General features: G+C 71.2%; 15 protein-coding genes. 10 read left to right on the top strand and 5 right to left on the bottom strand.

Going from position 1 to position 14541, the window contains the following annotated elements; translation table 11 throughout:
* Positions 1-38: 38 nt before the first annotated feature.
* Together BV453_RS07850 and BV453_RS07845 are read right to left on the bottom strand one after the other, a co-directional pair.
* Entirely contained in the window at positions 39-236 is a 198-nt protein-coding gene (locus BV453_RS07850) for a hypothetical protein (RefSeq protein ID WP_249521311.1), read from the bottom strand.
* Complete coding sequence (locus BV453_RS07845) at positions 229-3909, bottom strand: AAA family ATPase (protein ID WP_249521310.1); 3681 nt, start codon at positions 3907-3909, stop codon at positions 229-231. Before BV453_RS07845 ends, BV453_RS07850 begins: the two co-directional genes overlap by 8 nt.
* 227 nt (positions 3910-4136) lie before the next feature.
* On the opposite strand from BV453_RS07845, the gene BV453_RS07840 reads away from it, so the two are divergent.
* Entirely contained in the window at positions 4137-4649 is a 513-nt protein-coding gene (locus BV453_RS07840) for a methylated-DNA--[protein]-cysteine S-methyltransferase (protein ID WP_085606174.1), read from the top strand.
* Positions 4650-4712: 63 nt separating this feature from the next.
* On the opposite strand, the gene BV453_RS07835 is transcribed toward BV453_RS07840, so the two are convergent.
* Positions 4713-6350: a cation acetate symporter gene (locus BV453_RS07835; RefSeq protein ID WP_025105551.1), complete on the bottom strand. Its 1638-nt coding sequence runs from the start codon at positions 6348-6350 to the stop codon at positions 4713-4715.
* Positions 6347-6694, bottom strand: coding sequence for a DUF485 domain-containing protein (locus BV453_RS07830; protein ID WP_060921784.1), 348 nt, complete (start codon positions 6692-6694; stop codon positions 6347-6349). Before BV453_RS07830 ends, BV453_RS07835 begins: the two co-directional genes overlap by 4 nt.
* Positions 6695-6803: 109 nt before the next feature.
* Between BV453_RS07830 and BV453_RS07825 the strand changes: the two genes are divergently transcribed.
* Together BV453_RS07825 and BV453_RS07820 are read left to right on the top strand one after the other, a co-directional pair.
* Positions 6804-7661 carry a LuxR C-terminal-related transcriptional regulator gene (locus BV453_RS07825; RefSeq protein WP_025105549.1) on the top strand — a complete coding sequence of 286 codons (858 nt, stop codon included), beginning with the start codon at positions 6804-6806 and terminating at the stop codon, positions 7659-7661.
* A gap of 90 nt (positions 7662-7751) precedes the next feature.
* Positions 7752-8114 (top strand): Lsr2 family protein, encoded by a 363-nt coding sequence (locus tag BV453_RS07820; RefSeq protein ID WP_025105548.1) that lies wholly within the window; start codon positions 7752-7754, stop codon positions 8112-8114.
* Between the two features lie 17 nt (positions 8115-8131).
* Here BV453_RS07820 and BV453_RS07815 read toward each other — a convergent pair whose 3' ends face one another.
* On the bottom strand, positions 8132-8764 hold the full coding sequence (locus BV453_RS07815) for a MarR family winged helix-turn-helix transcriptional regulator (RefSeq protein ID WP_025105547.1): 633 nt from the start codon (positions 8762-8764) through the stop codon (positions 8132-8134).
* Between the two features lie 75 nt (positions 8765-8839).
* Between BV453_RS07815 and idi the strand changes: the two genes are divergently transcribed.
* From idi to BV453_RS07780, 7 genes are read left to right on the top strand one after another with little or no spacing between them, the layout of a single operon-like run.
* Positions 8840-9361: an isopentenyl-diphosphate Delta-isomerase gene (gene idi, locus BV453_RS07810; RefSeq protein WP_025105546.1), complete on the top strand. Its 522-nt coding sequence runs from the start codon at positions 8840-8842 to the stop codon at positions 9359-9361.
* A gap of 3 nt (positions 9362-9364) precedes the next feature.
* Positions 9365-10447: a polyprenyl synthetase family protein gene (locus tag BV453_RS07805; protein WP_025105545.1), complete on the top strand. Its 1083-nt coding sequence runs from the start codon at positions 9365-9367 to the stop codon at positions 10445-10447.
* Positions 10444-11352, top strand: coding sequence for a squalene/phytoene synthase family protein (locus BV453_RS07800; protein WP_025105544.1), 909 nt, complete (start codon positions 10444-10446; stop codon positions 11350-11352). The genes BV453_RS07805 and BV453_RS07800 overlap by 4 nt, the downstream gene beginning before the upstream one ends.
* Positions 11349-12941: a phytoene desaturase family protein gene (gene crtI / locus BV453_RS07795; protein ID WP_249521309.1), complete on the top strand. Its 1593-nt coding sequence runs from the start codon at positions 11349-11351 to the stop codon at positions 12939-12941. Before BV453_RS07800 ends, crtI begins: the two co-directional genes overlap by 4 nt.
* Entirely contained in the window at positions 12941-13288 is a 348-nt protein-coding gene (locus tag BV453_RS07790) for a lycopene cyclase domain-containing protein (RefSeq protein ID WP_025105542.1), read from the top strand. The genes crtI and BV453_RS07790 overlap by 1 nt, the downstream gene beginning before the upstream one ends.
* Positions 13285-13623, top strand: coding sequence for a lycopene cyclase domain-containing protein (locus BV453_RS07785; protein ID WP_025105541.1), 339 nt, complete (start codon positions 13285-13287; stop codon positions 13621-13623). The genes BV453_RS07790 and BV453_RS07785 overlap by 4 nt, the downstream gene beginning before the upstream one ends.
* Positions 13620-14513: a prenyltransferase gene (locus BV453_RS07780; protein ID WP_249521308.1), complete on the top strand. Its 894-nt coding sequence runs from the start codon at positions 13620-13622 to the stop codon at positions 14511-14513. The genes BV453_RS07785 and BV453_RS07780 overlap by 4 nt, the downstream gene beginning before the upstream one ends.
* Positions 14514-14541 lie beyond the last annotated feature (28 nt).

Genomic DNA, 14541 nt, shown 5'->3' with positions numbered 1-14541 from the left:
GAGGGCCGTGGGTCTTTCTCGTTCCGGGTGCGGCCGCCTCAGTAGTGCGGAGGCACGTCGCGGAGGAGCTGGTCGTCGTTGGGACCCTTCCGATCGCCGGGGGCGGACCGGCGCGGCGCCTGGCCCTCCGGGACCTCCGGCGCCGGGTCGCTGCCCTCGACGGGCGTCAGCCGCGCCCGCCGGGAGCCCGACACCCGGACGACCCGCTGACGCGGCTCGTCACGGCCGTCAGTCATTCCGGTGGTCGCCGAGGTCGAGGGGCTGCGTGTCGTTCTCCGCGCGCAGGGCCGACTCCGAGATGCCGAGCACCGTCGCGATCCGGGACGCCACGGTGCGCGGGTCACTGTAGAGGTCGAACGCGTGCACGCGGACGTAGTGCCAGCCGAGGCGGCGGAGCACATGCGGGCGCAGCCGGAGCGTCTCGCGCAGCGACTCCCCCCGGGACTCGGGATCGGACTCGATCACGACGGCCTTGCCGTTGTGCTGCGCCACGAGCGGCAGGAGCCCTCGGTAGTCGACGTCGACGGAGGCCCCGAGACGCCGGAGCTCCCTGGCCAGTGCGAGCGTGAGCGGGTCGGCCAGATCCTCCAGGCGCGCGTCGCGGGCGCGCGCCGCGAGACCGCCGAGGATCGACATGAGCGTGGCCGCGCCGTGCTCGAGACGCCCGTCGTCGAAGGCCGAGGGGCGGATGGACGAGACGATCACCATGGAACGCCGCGCCCGGGTCATCCCGACGGTCAGCAGCCGCTCCCCGTCCGGCGTCGACAGGTCGCCGAAGTCGCTGAGGACGCGGCCGTGCTTGGTGAGTCCGAAGCCGAGCGAGAAGATGACGCGGTCGCGGCTCTCGGCGACGGACTCCTCGAGCGTGAGCACGGCGAACGGCTCCGCGGTGTCGCGGGCGACGAAGTCGGCGACGTCGGAGCGGCCGGCGAAGGCGGCGGTCACGGCGGCCCGCACGCGCTCCGCGTGACGGGTGCTGGCGGTGACCACCATGAGCGACTCCGTCGGGCGGTGCACGGCGTGCTCGACGACGAGCGTGACGACGCGGGCGACCTCGGCGTCCGGGCTCTCGACGGCGCCGGACACGGGATCGGGCGTCCCGGTGCCCCCTTCGACGTAGTCGACGGTGAGGCTGCCCCGGCCCAGGTACGACCCCGCCCACGGAAGGGAGACGATCTCGCCGCCGTAGAACGCGTCGTTGATGAGCTCCGCGATGTCCTCGCCGCCGGCACGGTAGCTCCGGGTCAGCGTCATCACGGGGAACAGCTCGGACAGCCGCTCGAAGACGGAGACCTCGTCGAACGGGACCTCCTCCTCCCAGTCCTCCGCGGGGTCGACCGCGATGCGGAAGGGAGAGGGCCGCTGCGTGACCGGGTCTCCGAAGGCGACGACCTGCCGGGCACGGCGGATCGCCGGGGCCGCCTCGGCGAGGTTGATGGCCGCGGCGTCGACGAGGAGCACGGTGTCGAACTCCACCGCGTCCGGGATCTCCGGGACGAGGTAGGGCGACGAGATCCAGACCGGAGCCAGGACGTCGACGAGGGTCGGCGCGGCGCTGACGACCTCGGCGGCCGTCGTCGCGGACTGCGTCAGGGCGCGGCGCAGGTTCTGCGACTGCTCAGGCTCGTCGACGATGGCGATGCGCCACTGGTTCGCGAGCTGCCAGGCGAGCAGCGGTCCCGCCATCGCCGCGTGGGCCTCGTCGACCAGCCGGAAGTCGCGCTCGAGGCGGTCGACCACGGCGGTGTTCGCTCCGAGCAGCGCGCGGTTGTCCTGCAGCGCGCGCTCGAGGAGGGACTGCCACCAGGCGAACTCGAGCTCGTCCCCCACCCGCGCTTCGGAGACATGGCGAACCGAGAGCTCGGTCAGCAACGGCTCCAGGCCGAGGAGGGCGAGCTTGTCACGCAGCTGCGCGCGCTCGACGAGGTTCTCGAAGACGTCGGACTTCGCGGCGAGACCCGCGAGCATGCGCACGAGTCGCGCGACCGGCAGCGAGGACAGCGGTTCGTGGCGGCCGAGTGCCGCGTCCAGCTCTGCCAGCTCAGCCTCCACCCGCTGCCAGGAGGCGAACACGTCGGCGAGGCCGAGCGGGATCTCCGGCGCGACGCCCGCGTCGACGTAGCGCTGCCACTGGGTGCGCTGGGTCTGAATGCGCAGCAGCGCCTCGTGCATCTCCGTCACGTGCACGCCGGGGCGGACGTACTCCTTCGCGAGGCGGCGGAGGCGGCGACGGTTCGCTCCGGACATCCCGGGTGCGTCCCGGCGGGAGCCGTGCGCCTGGATGAGCTCCCCGAGCGGACGCTCGAACACCGTCGGGCTGAACCGGTCCAGGGTGTCGCGGATGCCCTGCAGCAGCTCGAGGTAGTCGCCGAGCTCGTCGATCGTCGAGAACGGTCGCATGTGCGTCTGCGCGATGAGCTCGTAGCCGCGCTCCAGCAGGGCGGGCACGCTGACGGCATGGAGGCGCCCGGCGAGCTCGTGGGCGGCGCGGGCGGCCTCGGTGCTGCCGAAGGTGACGCCGTACCAGGGCGAATCGTTCGGTCCGACGCGGAACTCGCCGAGTCGTGCGGCCTGAGCCAGTGCGGCGGCCGCCTCGGTGCGATCCTGCGCGAGCCGGCGCAGGGCGTCCACGCTCAGTCGGGCCGTGGTCGACGGCGGGACCGGCAGGGACGCGAGACGGGTGAGGTGCCTGGTCGCGTCCAGGACGGAGGCGTCGAGGCCGGGGATCGGAACGGTCAGAGCGTCGCGATAGTCGCGGAGCACCGTGCGCAGCCGCACGAGCGCGTCGTCGACCTCGCTCACCTTGGGCGCGGTCGCCTTCTCGTTCCTGCCGATCGCACGGACGAGGTCTCGGCGCAGGCTCGCCGGGGACACCGCGAGGCTGTCGAGGCCGATGCCGGCGAGGCGGTGGCGCACGCCGTCGAGCGTCGACCGGCGGGCCGAGACGACGAGCACCTTCTTGCCGGCGCGGACGAGCTCGCCCAGCGCGTTGATGACGGTCTGCGTACCGCCGGTGCCCGGCAGCGTCGCCACCGTGAGGGAGTGACCGGCGGTGATGCGGGCCAGCACCGCCTCCTGCTCGGCATCCGCGTCGAGGAGGAGCGTGTCCGAGGCGGGCGCGCGGTCGTCCGGACCGACGTGGTGCGGGACGGCGCGCGGTGCCGTGACCTGCTCGCGATCGCCGACGTGGCCGCCGAGGGCGTTGAGGACCGGGTGGTCGCGGCTGCCGCCGTCCTGGGCCATGGCGCCAGCGACATCGGCGAAGGTGGAGACGACGAGTCGAGGCTCGACGGAGAACGTCTCGATCGATCGGGTCAGACCGCGCAGGCTGTCGATCACCGGCTGCGGCTTGAAGATGCCGCCGTCGTAGGCGAGCGCCGCGAGGGCTGAGGCGTCGAGCGACAGCCCGAAGTGCTCGCGGGCGACCCGGACGAGCTCCGGATTCACCTCGAACGCCCCCTGCAGCTTGAGCTCGAAGTCGGTGTGATGGCGGCGGATCGCGAGGGGTCGCAGCAGGACAGGGGCAGCGAAGGTCGCCCCGCCGATGCGCCACCGCGCGACGCCGACGGCGAGGTGCACGGCTTCGATGCCGCGGACCGTGCGCAGCTCGGTGTTCTTGGCCGTGATGCGCTCGGCGGCCAGCCGCGCGGTACGCAGGCCCACCTCGTCGCGGAAGAGGTTGGAGAGGAGCGTCGACTTGCCGGTGATGAACTGCGGGAGACTGCCCGGGTGCGCCTTGGAGATGTCGATGCCGGATTCCGGCCCGTCGCGGAAGCTGCTCAGCGGCGAAGGACCGCCCAGATCGGCGGCTTCGGCCCGCAGGCGCGTGCGCTCGGCCTCGGCGGCGTGCGCGATCCCGACTCCGGTGGACGAGTCGTGCAGGTCACCGAGGGACACAGCGTTGTCCACCGCTGTGCTGTTCGCAGACCTGCTTTCCCGTCGCCACACACTCACACCCTAGGCGCGACACCGTCGGAGATCGGTATCCACGGCGGGTTTCCGGTGAAAAACAGCCCGGCACCGCGCTCCGCCGACTACTCCTCCCCTCGTGTCCGCGCGCTGCCGTTCTCCACCGAACGCGGAACCGCTCCGTCTCGCGCCGTTCTGCGCCCGGATTCGGCGGCCAGGATGGGGACATGACTTTCCGCTATGACTTCGCTCCGACGCCCTTCGGCGACGCCCTCGCGGTCTTCTCCGACGAGGGCATCGTGCGCTTCGACCTCTCCGAGTCCGCAGACCCGCAGGTGCCGTGGCTGCTCGAAAGCGTCTCGCGGCAGCTCGGTGCCGTCCCGGAGCCCGACCCGGGCGCGGCCGACGAGCTCGTCCCGCTCCTGGACGCGTACTTCGACGGCGACCCCGTGCGCTTCGACGAGCATCTGCGTCTCGACTGGCGTCTCGTGGAGGGTTTCCACCGGGCGGCGCTGCACACCGTGTGCGACATCCCCTGGGGCCAGACCCTGAGCTACGGGGAGGTCGCGGTGCTGGCCGGCCACCCGGGGGCGGCGCGCGCCGTCGGGACGGCGTGCCGCCTCACGCCGTTCTCGATCATCGTGCCCGTGCACCGGGTCGTGCGATCCGACGGCTCCGCGGGGCACTACGGCGGCCATCCGGAGCGGAAGCGCTTCCTGCTGGACCTCGAGTCGCGATGAACCCCGCTCCTGGGGTGCGGGCCCGGCGAGTAGGCCGCCGGGCCCGCACCCGAGGAGGTCGCGTCAGTGGTCGACGGCCTTCTCCGCGCCGAAGCCGGTGAGCGAGCGCACCTCCATCTCGGCCGCCAGCTCGGGAGACTCGCGCCGCGTGCTGGTGACGGTCCCGAGCCAGCCGAGCGCGAACCCGAGCGGTATGGACACGATGCCCGGGTTGTTCAACGGCCAGACGGCGATGTCGATCCCGGGGATCATCGACGTCGGCGTGCCGGAGAACACGGGCGACAGGATGATGAGGATGATCGCCGAACCGAGCCCGCCGTACATGCTCCACACCGCGCCCCGCGTCGTGAACCGGCGCCAGAACAGCGAGTAGAGGATCGTCGGCAGGTTGGCCGACGCCGCCACCGCGAAGGCGAGCGCCACGAGGAAGGCGATGTTCTGCCCCTGCGCCCCGATGCCGCCGACGATCGCGAGGATGCCGATGACGATCACGGTACGACGCGCCACGCGGACTTCGCCGTTGGGATCGGGCTCGACCGGCTTCCCCGAGGCGTCCTTGCGCCCCTTCTGGATGACGTTCGCGTAGATGTCGTGGGCGAACGACGCCGCCGCCGTGATGGTGAGTCCGGCGACGACCGCGAGGATCGTGGCGAACGCCACCGCGGAGATGAACCCGAGGAGCACCGGACCGCCGAGCTTCAACGCCAGCAGCGGGGCGGCCGAGTTCACCCCGCCGGGTGCCGCGGCGATCACGTCGGCGCCGACGAGGGCGCCCGCGCCGTACCCGAGCACGAGGGTCAGCAGGTAGAACCCGCCGATCAGCCAGATCGCCCAGACCACCGACCGCCGTGCCTCCTTGGCCGTCGGCACGGTGTAGAAGCGCATGAGCACGTGCGGCAGTCCCGCGGTGCCGAGCACGAGGGCCATGCCCAGCGACAGGAAGTCCCACGGGTTGGCGCCGTACTGCAGACCGGGCGCCAGCACCGCCTCGCCCTTGTCGGAGTTGGCCACCGCCGCCTCCAGGAGGGTGTTCAGGCTGAAGCCGTTGATCGCGAGGACCCAGATCGTCATCGCCAGGGCACCGCCGATGAGGAGCACCGCCTTGACGATCTGCACCCAGGTGGTGCCCTTCATGCCGCCGATGAGCACGTAGACGATCATGAGGATGCCGACGACGGCGATGACGACCGACTGCCCGATGCGCCCGTCGATCCCCAGCAGCAGGGACACGAGACCGCCCGCCCCCGCCATCTGCGCGAGGAGGTAGAAGAAGCAGACCGCGAGCGTGGTGATCGCCGCCGCCATCCGCACCGGACGCTGCTTCAAGCGGAACGAGAGCACGTCCGCCATCGTGAATTTGCCGGTGTTGCGCATGAGCTCCGCCACGAGCAGCAGCGCGACCAGCCAGGCGACGAGGAATCCGATGGAGTAGAGGAATCCGTCGTACCCGTTGATCGCGATGGCGCCGCAGATGCCGAGGAACGACGCGGCGGAGAGGTAGTCGCCGGCGATCGCGAATCCGTTCTGGGGCCCGGTGAAGGAACGACCGGCCGCGTAGTAGTCGGCGGCCGTCTTGTTGTTCCGACTGGCGCGGATCACGATGAACAACGTCACCGCGACGAAGGCGAGGAAGATCGAGATGTTGAACACCGGGTTGATGTCGAGGGCGACATCCTCGGTGGCCGTGCGGATGATGGTCATGCGTCCGCCTGCGCCTTCTCGAGTTCTTCACGGATCTCGGACGCCAGGGGGTCGAGCTTCCTATTAGCGAATGCGACATACGCCATCGTGATGGCGAATGTCGTCACGAACTGACCGAGCCCGAAGAGCAGCCCGACGGTGATATCCCCCCAGACGCGCTGCGCCATGAAATCGCGGGCGAATGCCGCCAGCAGCACGTAGACGAAATACCACACGAGGAAGAACGCGGCGAGGGGGAAGATGAAGGACCGCTGCGTCCGTTTCAATCGCAGGAATCGAGGGGATTGCTCGACGGCGACATAATCGATCGCACCGTTCTGAGGGGTCGGAACCTGTTCGCTCATGGGGCCTCCTTGCCACATGTCCGCTGCACGCGCGGCTGTCGCCGCCCGAGTGGTAGGGTCGACGCTACGAAACGGGGAACGGTGCCGTCACCCCCGAAAGTAGGTATTCGTGAGCTCTCCGATCACCGTCGAATCCGAGGCCGAGCTCGTCGCCAACGCGGTGCGCGAGCTCGCGCGGCGCACGCGCTTCCCCGTCGCGTTCGGCGGGCTGATCGAAGAGGGCGTCGTGAGTGTCACGAGCATCGTCGGGGCCCGCACCCGCGCTCTCGACGGGCTCCGCGTGCGCCCCGAGCGCGGTCTCGGCGGCCGCGCCATGATGGAGCTGCGCCCGCGGATGACGAGCGACTACGGCTCCTCCCGCCAGATCACCCACGACTACGACGTCTTCGTGCTCGGCGAAGGCCTGCGGACACTGCTCGCCCTGCCGATCGTCGTCCAGGGCCGCCCCCGCGGCGTGCTCTATGCCGGCGCCTGGGCCGAGGAGAGGATCGGCGGCGTGACGACGGCACCGGCGATGCAGGTCGCCCAATCCGTCGCCGATGAGCTGCGCATCCGTGACGAGGTGCAGCGCCGTCTGCGGGCCGCGTCCCCGTCGCCCGCCGCCGTCGCGCCGGCCCAGCGCGAGGAGTTGCGGGAGAGCTTCGCGGAGCTGCGCAGCATCGCCGCCACCGTCGACGACGCCGGCATCCGCGCGCGGCTGGCGCAGGTCGAGCGCCGACTGCTGACCCTCGCCGGCGACGACCTCCCGACGACGACCGGCCCCGTTCCCGTCATCCACCTCTCCCCGCGCGAGACCGACGTGCTCGCGTGCGCCGCCCTCGGATCGACGAATGCGGAGATCGCCGCGCATCTCGGTCTGCGGGAAGGCACCGTCAAGGCCTATCTCGGCACCGCGATGTCGAAATTGGACGCGTCGACGCGGCATGCCGCCGTGACCAAAGCACGTCGCGCGGGTCTGCTTCCCTGAATCGGGCATTCTCCGCGACCGCGTCATACGGCGCCATGAAGGAGCGGCTTTTGTTGTGCGCATTCCCGCCGCCGCGATAAAGTCGCCGTCATGGCGAGACGAATTGTGCACCAGCTGGTCGACGATATCGACGGCACCGTCCTGGAGGTCGGAGAGGGCGAGACCGTGCATTTCTCGCTGAACGGCACCTCCTACGAGATCGATCTGAATTCCGCGCACGCCGAGGAATTGCGCCAGGCCCTCGAGCCGTACATCACGGCAGGGCGTCGGGCGGGATCCGGTGCGTCCACCGGCGGAGGGCGCTCCTCGTCCTCCTCCTCGTCGCGGAAGCGGCCCTCACGCAACCCCGAGGTCGCGGCGATCCGCGCATGGGCGAAGGAGAACGGGTACACGCTCTCGGAGCGGGGACGAGTTCCGGCCCCCATCCTGGACGCGTACCGCGCCGCTCATTGATCCGGTCCCGCCCCACCTCACGGTCGGGCGGGATCTTCGTGTGCGCCCTGCGCGGCCCACGGCTCGTCACGCAGGGTGATCTCCTCCGTCATGTCCTGGAGGAACCGGATCACCACATCGCGCTCCGCCGCCGACAACCGCGCGGCCGCGTAGAAGCGCTTGGCCTGCTGCCGCCCGACCGTCTCCATCGCGGCGTGCCTGGTCTCCGGAGTGATCGTGATCGCGAGGGCCCGTCGGTCTGTGGGATGCGGCGAGCGCCGGATGTGCCCGCCCTTCTCGAGCCGGTCGAGCAGCTTCGTCGTCGCTGCGGTCGAGACCCCGAGGTGATGGGCGATCCCGCTGGGGGTCGCCACCAGCGACCGATTCGCGCACACGATCAGATAGTGCAGCGCCCGCATGTCGGTCTCGTTCAGCTGCATGTACCGGCGCGACGCCTGCGACAGCCGCTGCTCGGCGTCGCGCAATCCGCCGAGCGCCTCCATGACGCGAGCGATCTGCCGCAGATCCTCCGGCGCGACGCCGGAGCGGTCGATGAGCGTGCTGCGCGGATCGCTGGCCTCGACGTCGTAGATCGCGCCATGGGTCAGGTCGTCCGGCCCCGCGGTCGCCGGCGCCTCGGCGACCGGGGTGGTGCGGGGCTCGGAGTGCATGCGATCATGTTACACACCAACAGCTTCATGCTAAGTTGATATTTCGCCAGGTTAGCTAAACGACGAGAGGGCGCCATGGACAACGTCACACTCCTCGCCGAAGACGGGACTGCCGTCGGCATCCTGCCCAAGAGCGAAGTCCACACGACCGACACGCCCCTCCACCTCGCCTTCTCCTGCTACGTGCAGGATCGGGAGGGACGCCTGCTCGTCACCCGTCGCGCCCTCGGCAAGCGCACGTGGCCCGGCGTCTGGACCAACAGCTTCTGCGGGCACCCGCAGCCCGGCGAGGACATGACCGACGCGGTGCGCCGGCGCGGCTCCGACGAACTGGGCATCCAGGTGACCGAGATCCGCCTCGCCCTCCCCGACTACCGCTACCGCGCCGTGGACGCGAGCGGCATCGTGGAGAACGAGATCTGCCCGGTGCACGTCGCCGTGATCGACGGGCAGCCCGCCGCGAATCCCGACGAGGTGGCGGAGTGGGAATGGGTCGACGTGGACGACCTGCTCGCCGCGGTCATCCGCACCCCCTTCGCCTTCAGCCCCTGGCTCGCGGAGCAGCTCCCGCTCCTCCGACGACACGGAGAGGTCTGAGCCATGGCCGTCACAGTGACAGAGGAAGACCTCGGCACCCGCATCGAGGCGGTGCTGCGACGACGCTTCGCCGAGCGCGCGGTCGCCGCCGAGCACTACGGGGCGGAGTTCGCCGCGCTGTGGCACACCGCGGCCGAGCACGCTCTCGGCGGGAAGCTCCTGCGTCCGCGGATGCTCATGGACCTCCTGTCCGCGCTCACCACGGCTCCCCTCACGGCGGAGGACACCGCCCGGGCGATCGACGTGGCCGCTCATGTCGAGCTCCTGCACTTCGCGTTCCTCCTGCACGACGACGTGATCGACGGCGACCTCACGCGCCGCCGCCGCCCCAACCTCATCGGCTCCCTCGTCTCCCGTCGCCCCGATGCCGGTGGCGAGGCGGCGCTGCATTGGGGCCGGTCGAGCGCCATCCTCCTCGGAGACCTCCTCCTGTCCAGTGCCGTGCTCGGGTTCGCCCGCGCCGACATCCCCGCCACGCGACGGGAGCGGCTCCTCGCCCTCCTCGAGACGACGGTGTTCGAGACCGTCGCCGGCGAGCACTCGGACGTCGCCCTCAGCGACGGCATCATCGCGGCCGACCTCCGCACCATCCTCGCCACGAGCGCGTCGAAGACGGCCGCCTATTCGTTCGTCCTCCCCCTCCGCGCGGCGGCCATCCTGTCGGGGGCGTCGACGGCAGCCGAGGAACAGCTGACCGAGATCGGCGGCCACCTCGGCCTCGCCTACCAGCTGCAGGACGACCTGCTGTGCGTGTTCGGGGATCCGGAGACGCATGGCAAGGACCCCTATTCCGACCTCCGCGAGGGCAAGGAGACCGCGATCATCGCCTACGCGCGGATGACCAGCCACTGGCCCAGCATCGAGCTGCGGTTCGGAGCCACCGACCTGAGCGTCGAGGACGCGGCGGAGATGCGCGACCGCCTCCGCGAATGCGGCGCGGAGGGCTTCGTCCGCGGTCTCGTGGAGGAGCAGCTCGCCGCCGTCTCGACGGTGCTCGCGGAAGCGGAGGAGGCGGGCACGCTCTCCGCCGATGCAGGACGCGTGGTCCTCGCGCTCGCCGACCGGATCGAGGGCCGCAGCCGATGACCGCGACCCCCGCCGAGCATCGCGACGACGCGGCGCTGCGCCGCTTCAGCCGCACCGCCGAGATCGCGACCTCCGACGTGATCCGCACCTATTCGACATCGTTCGGCCTGGCCACCCGCCTCCTCGGGCGACGTCATCGTCAGCACGTCCGGAACATCTACGCCATGGTGCGCATCGCGGACGAGATCGTCGACGGCGTCGCCGCCGAGGCCGGGCTCGACGCGGGCGCCCAGGCGGCCGCCCTGGACTCGTACATCGCGGAGACCCATCGGTCGATGCGGACCGGCTACAGCAGCGACCTCATCCTGCACGCGTTCGCGCGGACGGCGCGAGAGTGCGGGATCGGCGAGGACCTCACCCGGCCGTTCTTCGACTCGATGCGCGCCGACATCGCCGGCGACTCCGGCTTCACGGCCTACGACGCCGACGCGCATGCCGCGTACGTCTACGGGTCGGCGGAGGTCGTGGGACTCATGTGCCTGCGGGTCTTCCTCCGCGACGCCACGCGGACGCCGGCCGAGCTCGAGATCCTCGAGCGCGGGGCTCGGCGGCTGGGAGCCGCGTTCCAGAACGTGAACTTCCTCCGCGATCTGGCCGACGACACCGACCGCCTGCAGCGCGGCTACCTCGGCGGCTCAGCTCGTCTCACCGATGCCGACCGCGACGCCTGGGTCGACACCGTCCACCGTCAGCTCGCCGACGCGAGAGCTGCGATCCCGCTGCTCCCGAAGGACGCCCGTGCCGCGGTGCGCAGCGCCCTCGCCCTCTTCGCGGCCCTGACCCGGAAGGTCGCGCGGACGCCGGCCGCGGAGCTGTACCGCCGGCGGGTCCGCGTGCCGGATCCGATCAAGGCGCTGCTCGCCGCGCGGGCCGTCGTCGTCACGAGCATGGAGCGGGACCGATGAGCCGCATCGTCATCATCGGCGCGGGCGTGGCCGGCCTGGCCACGGCCGGGCTGCTCGCGCGCGACGGCCACGACGTCGTGGTCCTGGAGAAGAACGACCGCGTCGGCGGACGGGCGGGCACCATCGAGCGCGACGGCTTCCGATTCGACTCCGGCCCCTCGTGGTACCTGATGCCCGAGGTGTTCGACCACTACTTCGCGATGATGGGCACGAGCACCGAGGAGCAGCTCGACCTGACCCTGCTCGACCCGGGGTACCGCGTCTTCCGCTCCCCCGAGTCCGGCGACGCTCCGGTGACGGTGCCCGCCGGACGGGACGCCGTCTCGGCGCTGTTCGAGTCGATGGAACCCGGCTCCGCCGCCGCGCTCGACACCTACCTCACCTCCGCCCACGACGCCGGCGCCATGGCAAGGAGCTACTTCCTCTACAACCCGTTCACCCGGACCAGGACGCTGGCCGCGCCTGAGGTGGTGCGCGCGCTCCCTCGGCTCTTCTCGCTGCTCGGCACGCGCCTCCAGGCCTTCGCCGCCCGCCGCTTCCGGACCCCGGTGCTGCGCCAGATCCTGGGCTACCCCGCGGTCTTCCTCGGCACCGATCCCCGGACGGCCCCGGCGATGTACCACCTGATGAGCGCGCTCGACCTCGACCAGGGCGTGCTGTATCCGCAGGGCGGCTTCTGGCGCGTCGTCGAGCGATTGGCGGCGCTGGCCCAGGATGCCGGCGCCCGGATCGTCACCGGCGCGGAGGTCACCTGGATCCGCACCCAGGATGCCGACGGCGCGACCCATGCGACCGGGGTCGGCTGGACGGACCGCGACGGCCACCAGCACGTGGAGGACGCGGACATCGTGGTCTCCGGCGCCGATCTGCACCACACGGAGACGGCGCTGCTGCCCCCGACGCTGCAGTCCTATCCGGAGTCCTGGTGGGCGCGGCGCACGAGCGGGCCCGGCGGCGTGCTCGTGATGCTCGGCGTCCGCGGCGCCCTGCCCGAGCTCCCCCATCACTCGCTCTTCTTCACCGACGACTGGGATGCGAACTTCGACGCGATCTTCGGTCGCACCCCTGCCGTCCCCAGCCCGGCGTCCACCTACGTCTGCCGCCCCAGCGCCACCGACGCCGAGGTCGCGCCGGACGGGTACGAGAACCTCTTCGTGCTGGTGCCGGTGCCGGCCGACGTCGATCTCGGGCACGGGGGAAGCGACGGCGCCGGCTCCGCGGCTGTCGAGAAGGCTGCGGACGCCGCGATCGACCTGATCGAGACGTGGGCGGGGATCCCCGACCTGCGGGAGCGCATCGTCGTCCGGGAGACCGTGGGGCCGGCCGACTTCCGCGACGACTACCACTCCTGGCGGGGCGGGATGCTCGGGCCCGCGCACATCCTGTCGCAGAGCGCGATGTTCCGCGCGCAGAACGCGTCCCGGCGCGTGCAGGGGCTGTACTACGCCGGAGCGACCACCGCCCCCGGTGTGGGCGTGCCGATGTGCCTTATCAGCGCCGAGATCGTGCTCAAGCGCATCCGGGGCGACCACTCCCCCGGTCCGCTGCCGGAGCCGGCCCCACGCCCGACGAGCGCGGAGCGGGCATGATGGGCGCGATCTACCTGGCCGCCCTGCTCGTCTCCCTCGGCTGCATGCTGCTGCTGGACTGGCGGTTCCGCCTGTTCTTCTGGCGCGATGCCGTGGCGGCGGCCGTCGTCACCGCCGTCGGCCTCGCCTTCTTCCTCGTGTGGGATGTGGCCGGTATCGCGGCGGGGATCTTCTTCCGCGGTGAGGCGGCGATCGCCACGGGCATCGTCCTGGCTCCCGAACTCCCTCTCGAAGAGCCGATCTTCCTCGTCTTCCTCGTCGTGTGCACGATGGTGCTCTACGGCGGCGCCGTGCGCGTCCTGGAGCGCCGCCGCGGCACTTCCGAGGCGGAAGGAGCGGCGCGATGACCTACCTGCAGCTGTCCGCCGTGTTCCTCGCCGTCGCCGTCCTCGCCGCGGTCGCGCTCGGCGTCGCCGCGCGCCGCATCCCGCACCTCGGCGCCCTCGCGCTGACCGCCCTCGCCCTCCTCGTGCTGACCGCCGTGTTCGACACCGTCATGATCGCCACCGGACTCTTCCACTACGCGCCCGGCCCGCTCGCCGGCCTGCACATCGGGCTCGCCCCGATCGAGGACTTCGCCTACCCGCTGGCCGGGGTGCTGCTGCTCCCCGCGCTGTGGACCGCGCTCCGCGGGCGCCGCTCCCGGACACGCGCCGCCGCCCGGACGGAGGAGCAGGCATGACCGATCAGACGTCCCGCACCGGGGGCCTCGGCCGCGACATCGCCCAGGTCGTCCTCTCCTCCCGACCGATCAGCTGGATCAACACCGCCTTCCCCTTCGCCGCCGCCTACCTGTTGAGCACCAGGGAGATCGACGCGACGTTCGTGATCGGGACGCTGTACTTCCTCATCCCGTACAACCTCGCGATGTACGGCATCAACGACGTCTTCGACTACGCCTCCGATCTGGCCAACCCCCGCAAGGGTGGGATCGAGGGCGCGCTGCTGTCCCCGCGGATCCACCGTGCGACGCTGTGGGCAGCGGCGGTCACGAACGTGCCCTTCCTCGTCTACCTGTTCGCGGTCGGCACTCCGGCATCCTGGCTGTGGCTCGCCGTCAGCGTCTTCGCCGTCCTCGCCTACTCGGCACCGGTGCTGCGCTTCAAGGAGCGGCCCTTCCTGGACTCCGTGACCTCGAGCACCCACTTCGTCAGCCCCGCCCTCGTGGGCCTCTCCCTCGCCGGAGCCCCCGTCACCACGACCACCGTCCTCGTCCTCGTCGCCTTCTTCCTCTGGGGCATGGCGGCCCATGCCTTCGGCGCCGTGCAGGACATCGGACCCGATCGCGAGGGCGGCATCTCGTCCATCGCGACCGTGATCGGCGCCAGGGCCACCGTCCGGCTCTCCCTCGTGCTCTGGACGATCGCCGGCGCCGCGATGCTGCTGACCCCCTGGCCCGGACCGCTCGCCGCCGTGCTGGCGCTTCCCTACATCGTCAACGCCGCGCCGTGGTGGAACGTCACCGACGAGACCTCGGCCGGCACGAACCGCGCCTGGCGCCGGTTCATCGCGCTGAACTACATCGCCGGCTTCCTCGCCACGATGATCCTCATCCTCGCCTGGGTCTCCTGACCCCCGCGCCGCCTCCCCCGCCACCGCT

This window comes from Microbacterium sp. ER1, assembly GCF_023383675.1.
Taxonomy (GTDB): Bacteria; Actinomycetota; Actinomycetes; order Actinomycetales; family Microbacteriaceae; genus Microbacterium.
The sequence above is the reverse complement of the archived record's forward strand: the minus strand, read 5'-3'. Positions and strand labels throughout refer to the sequence as shown.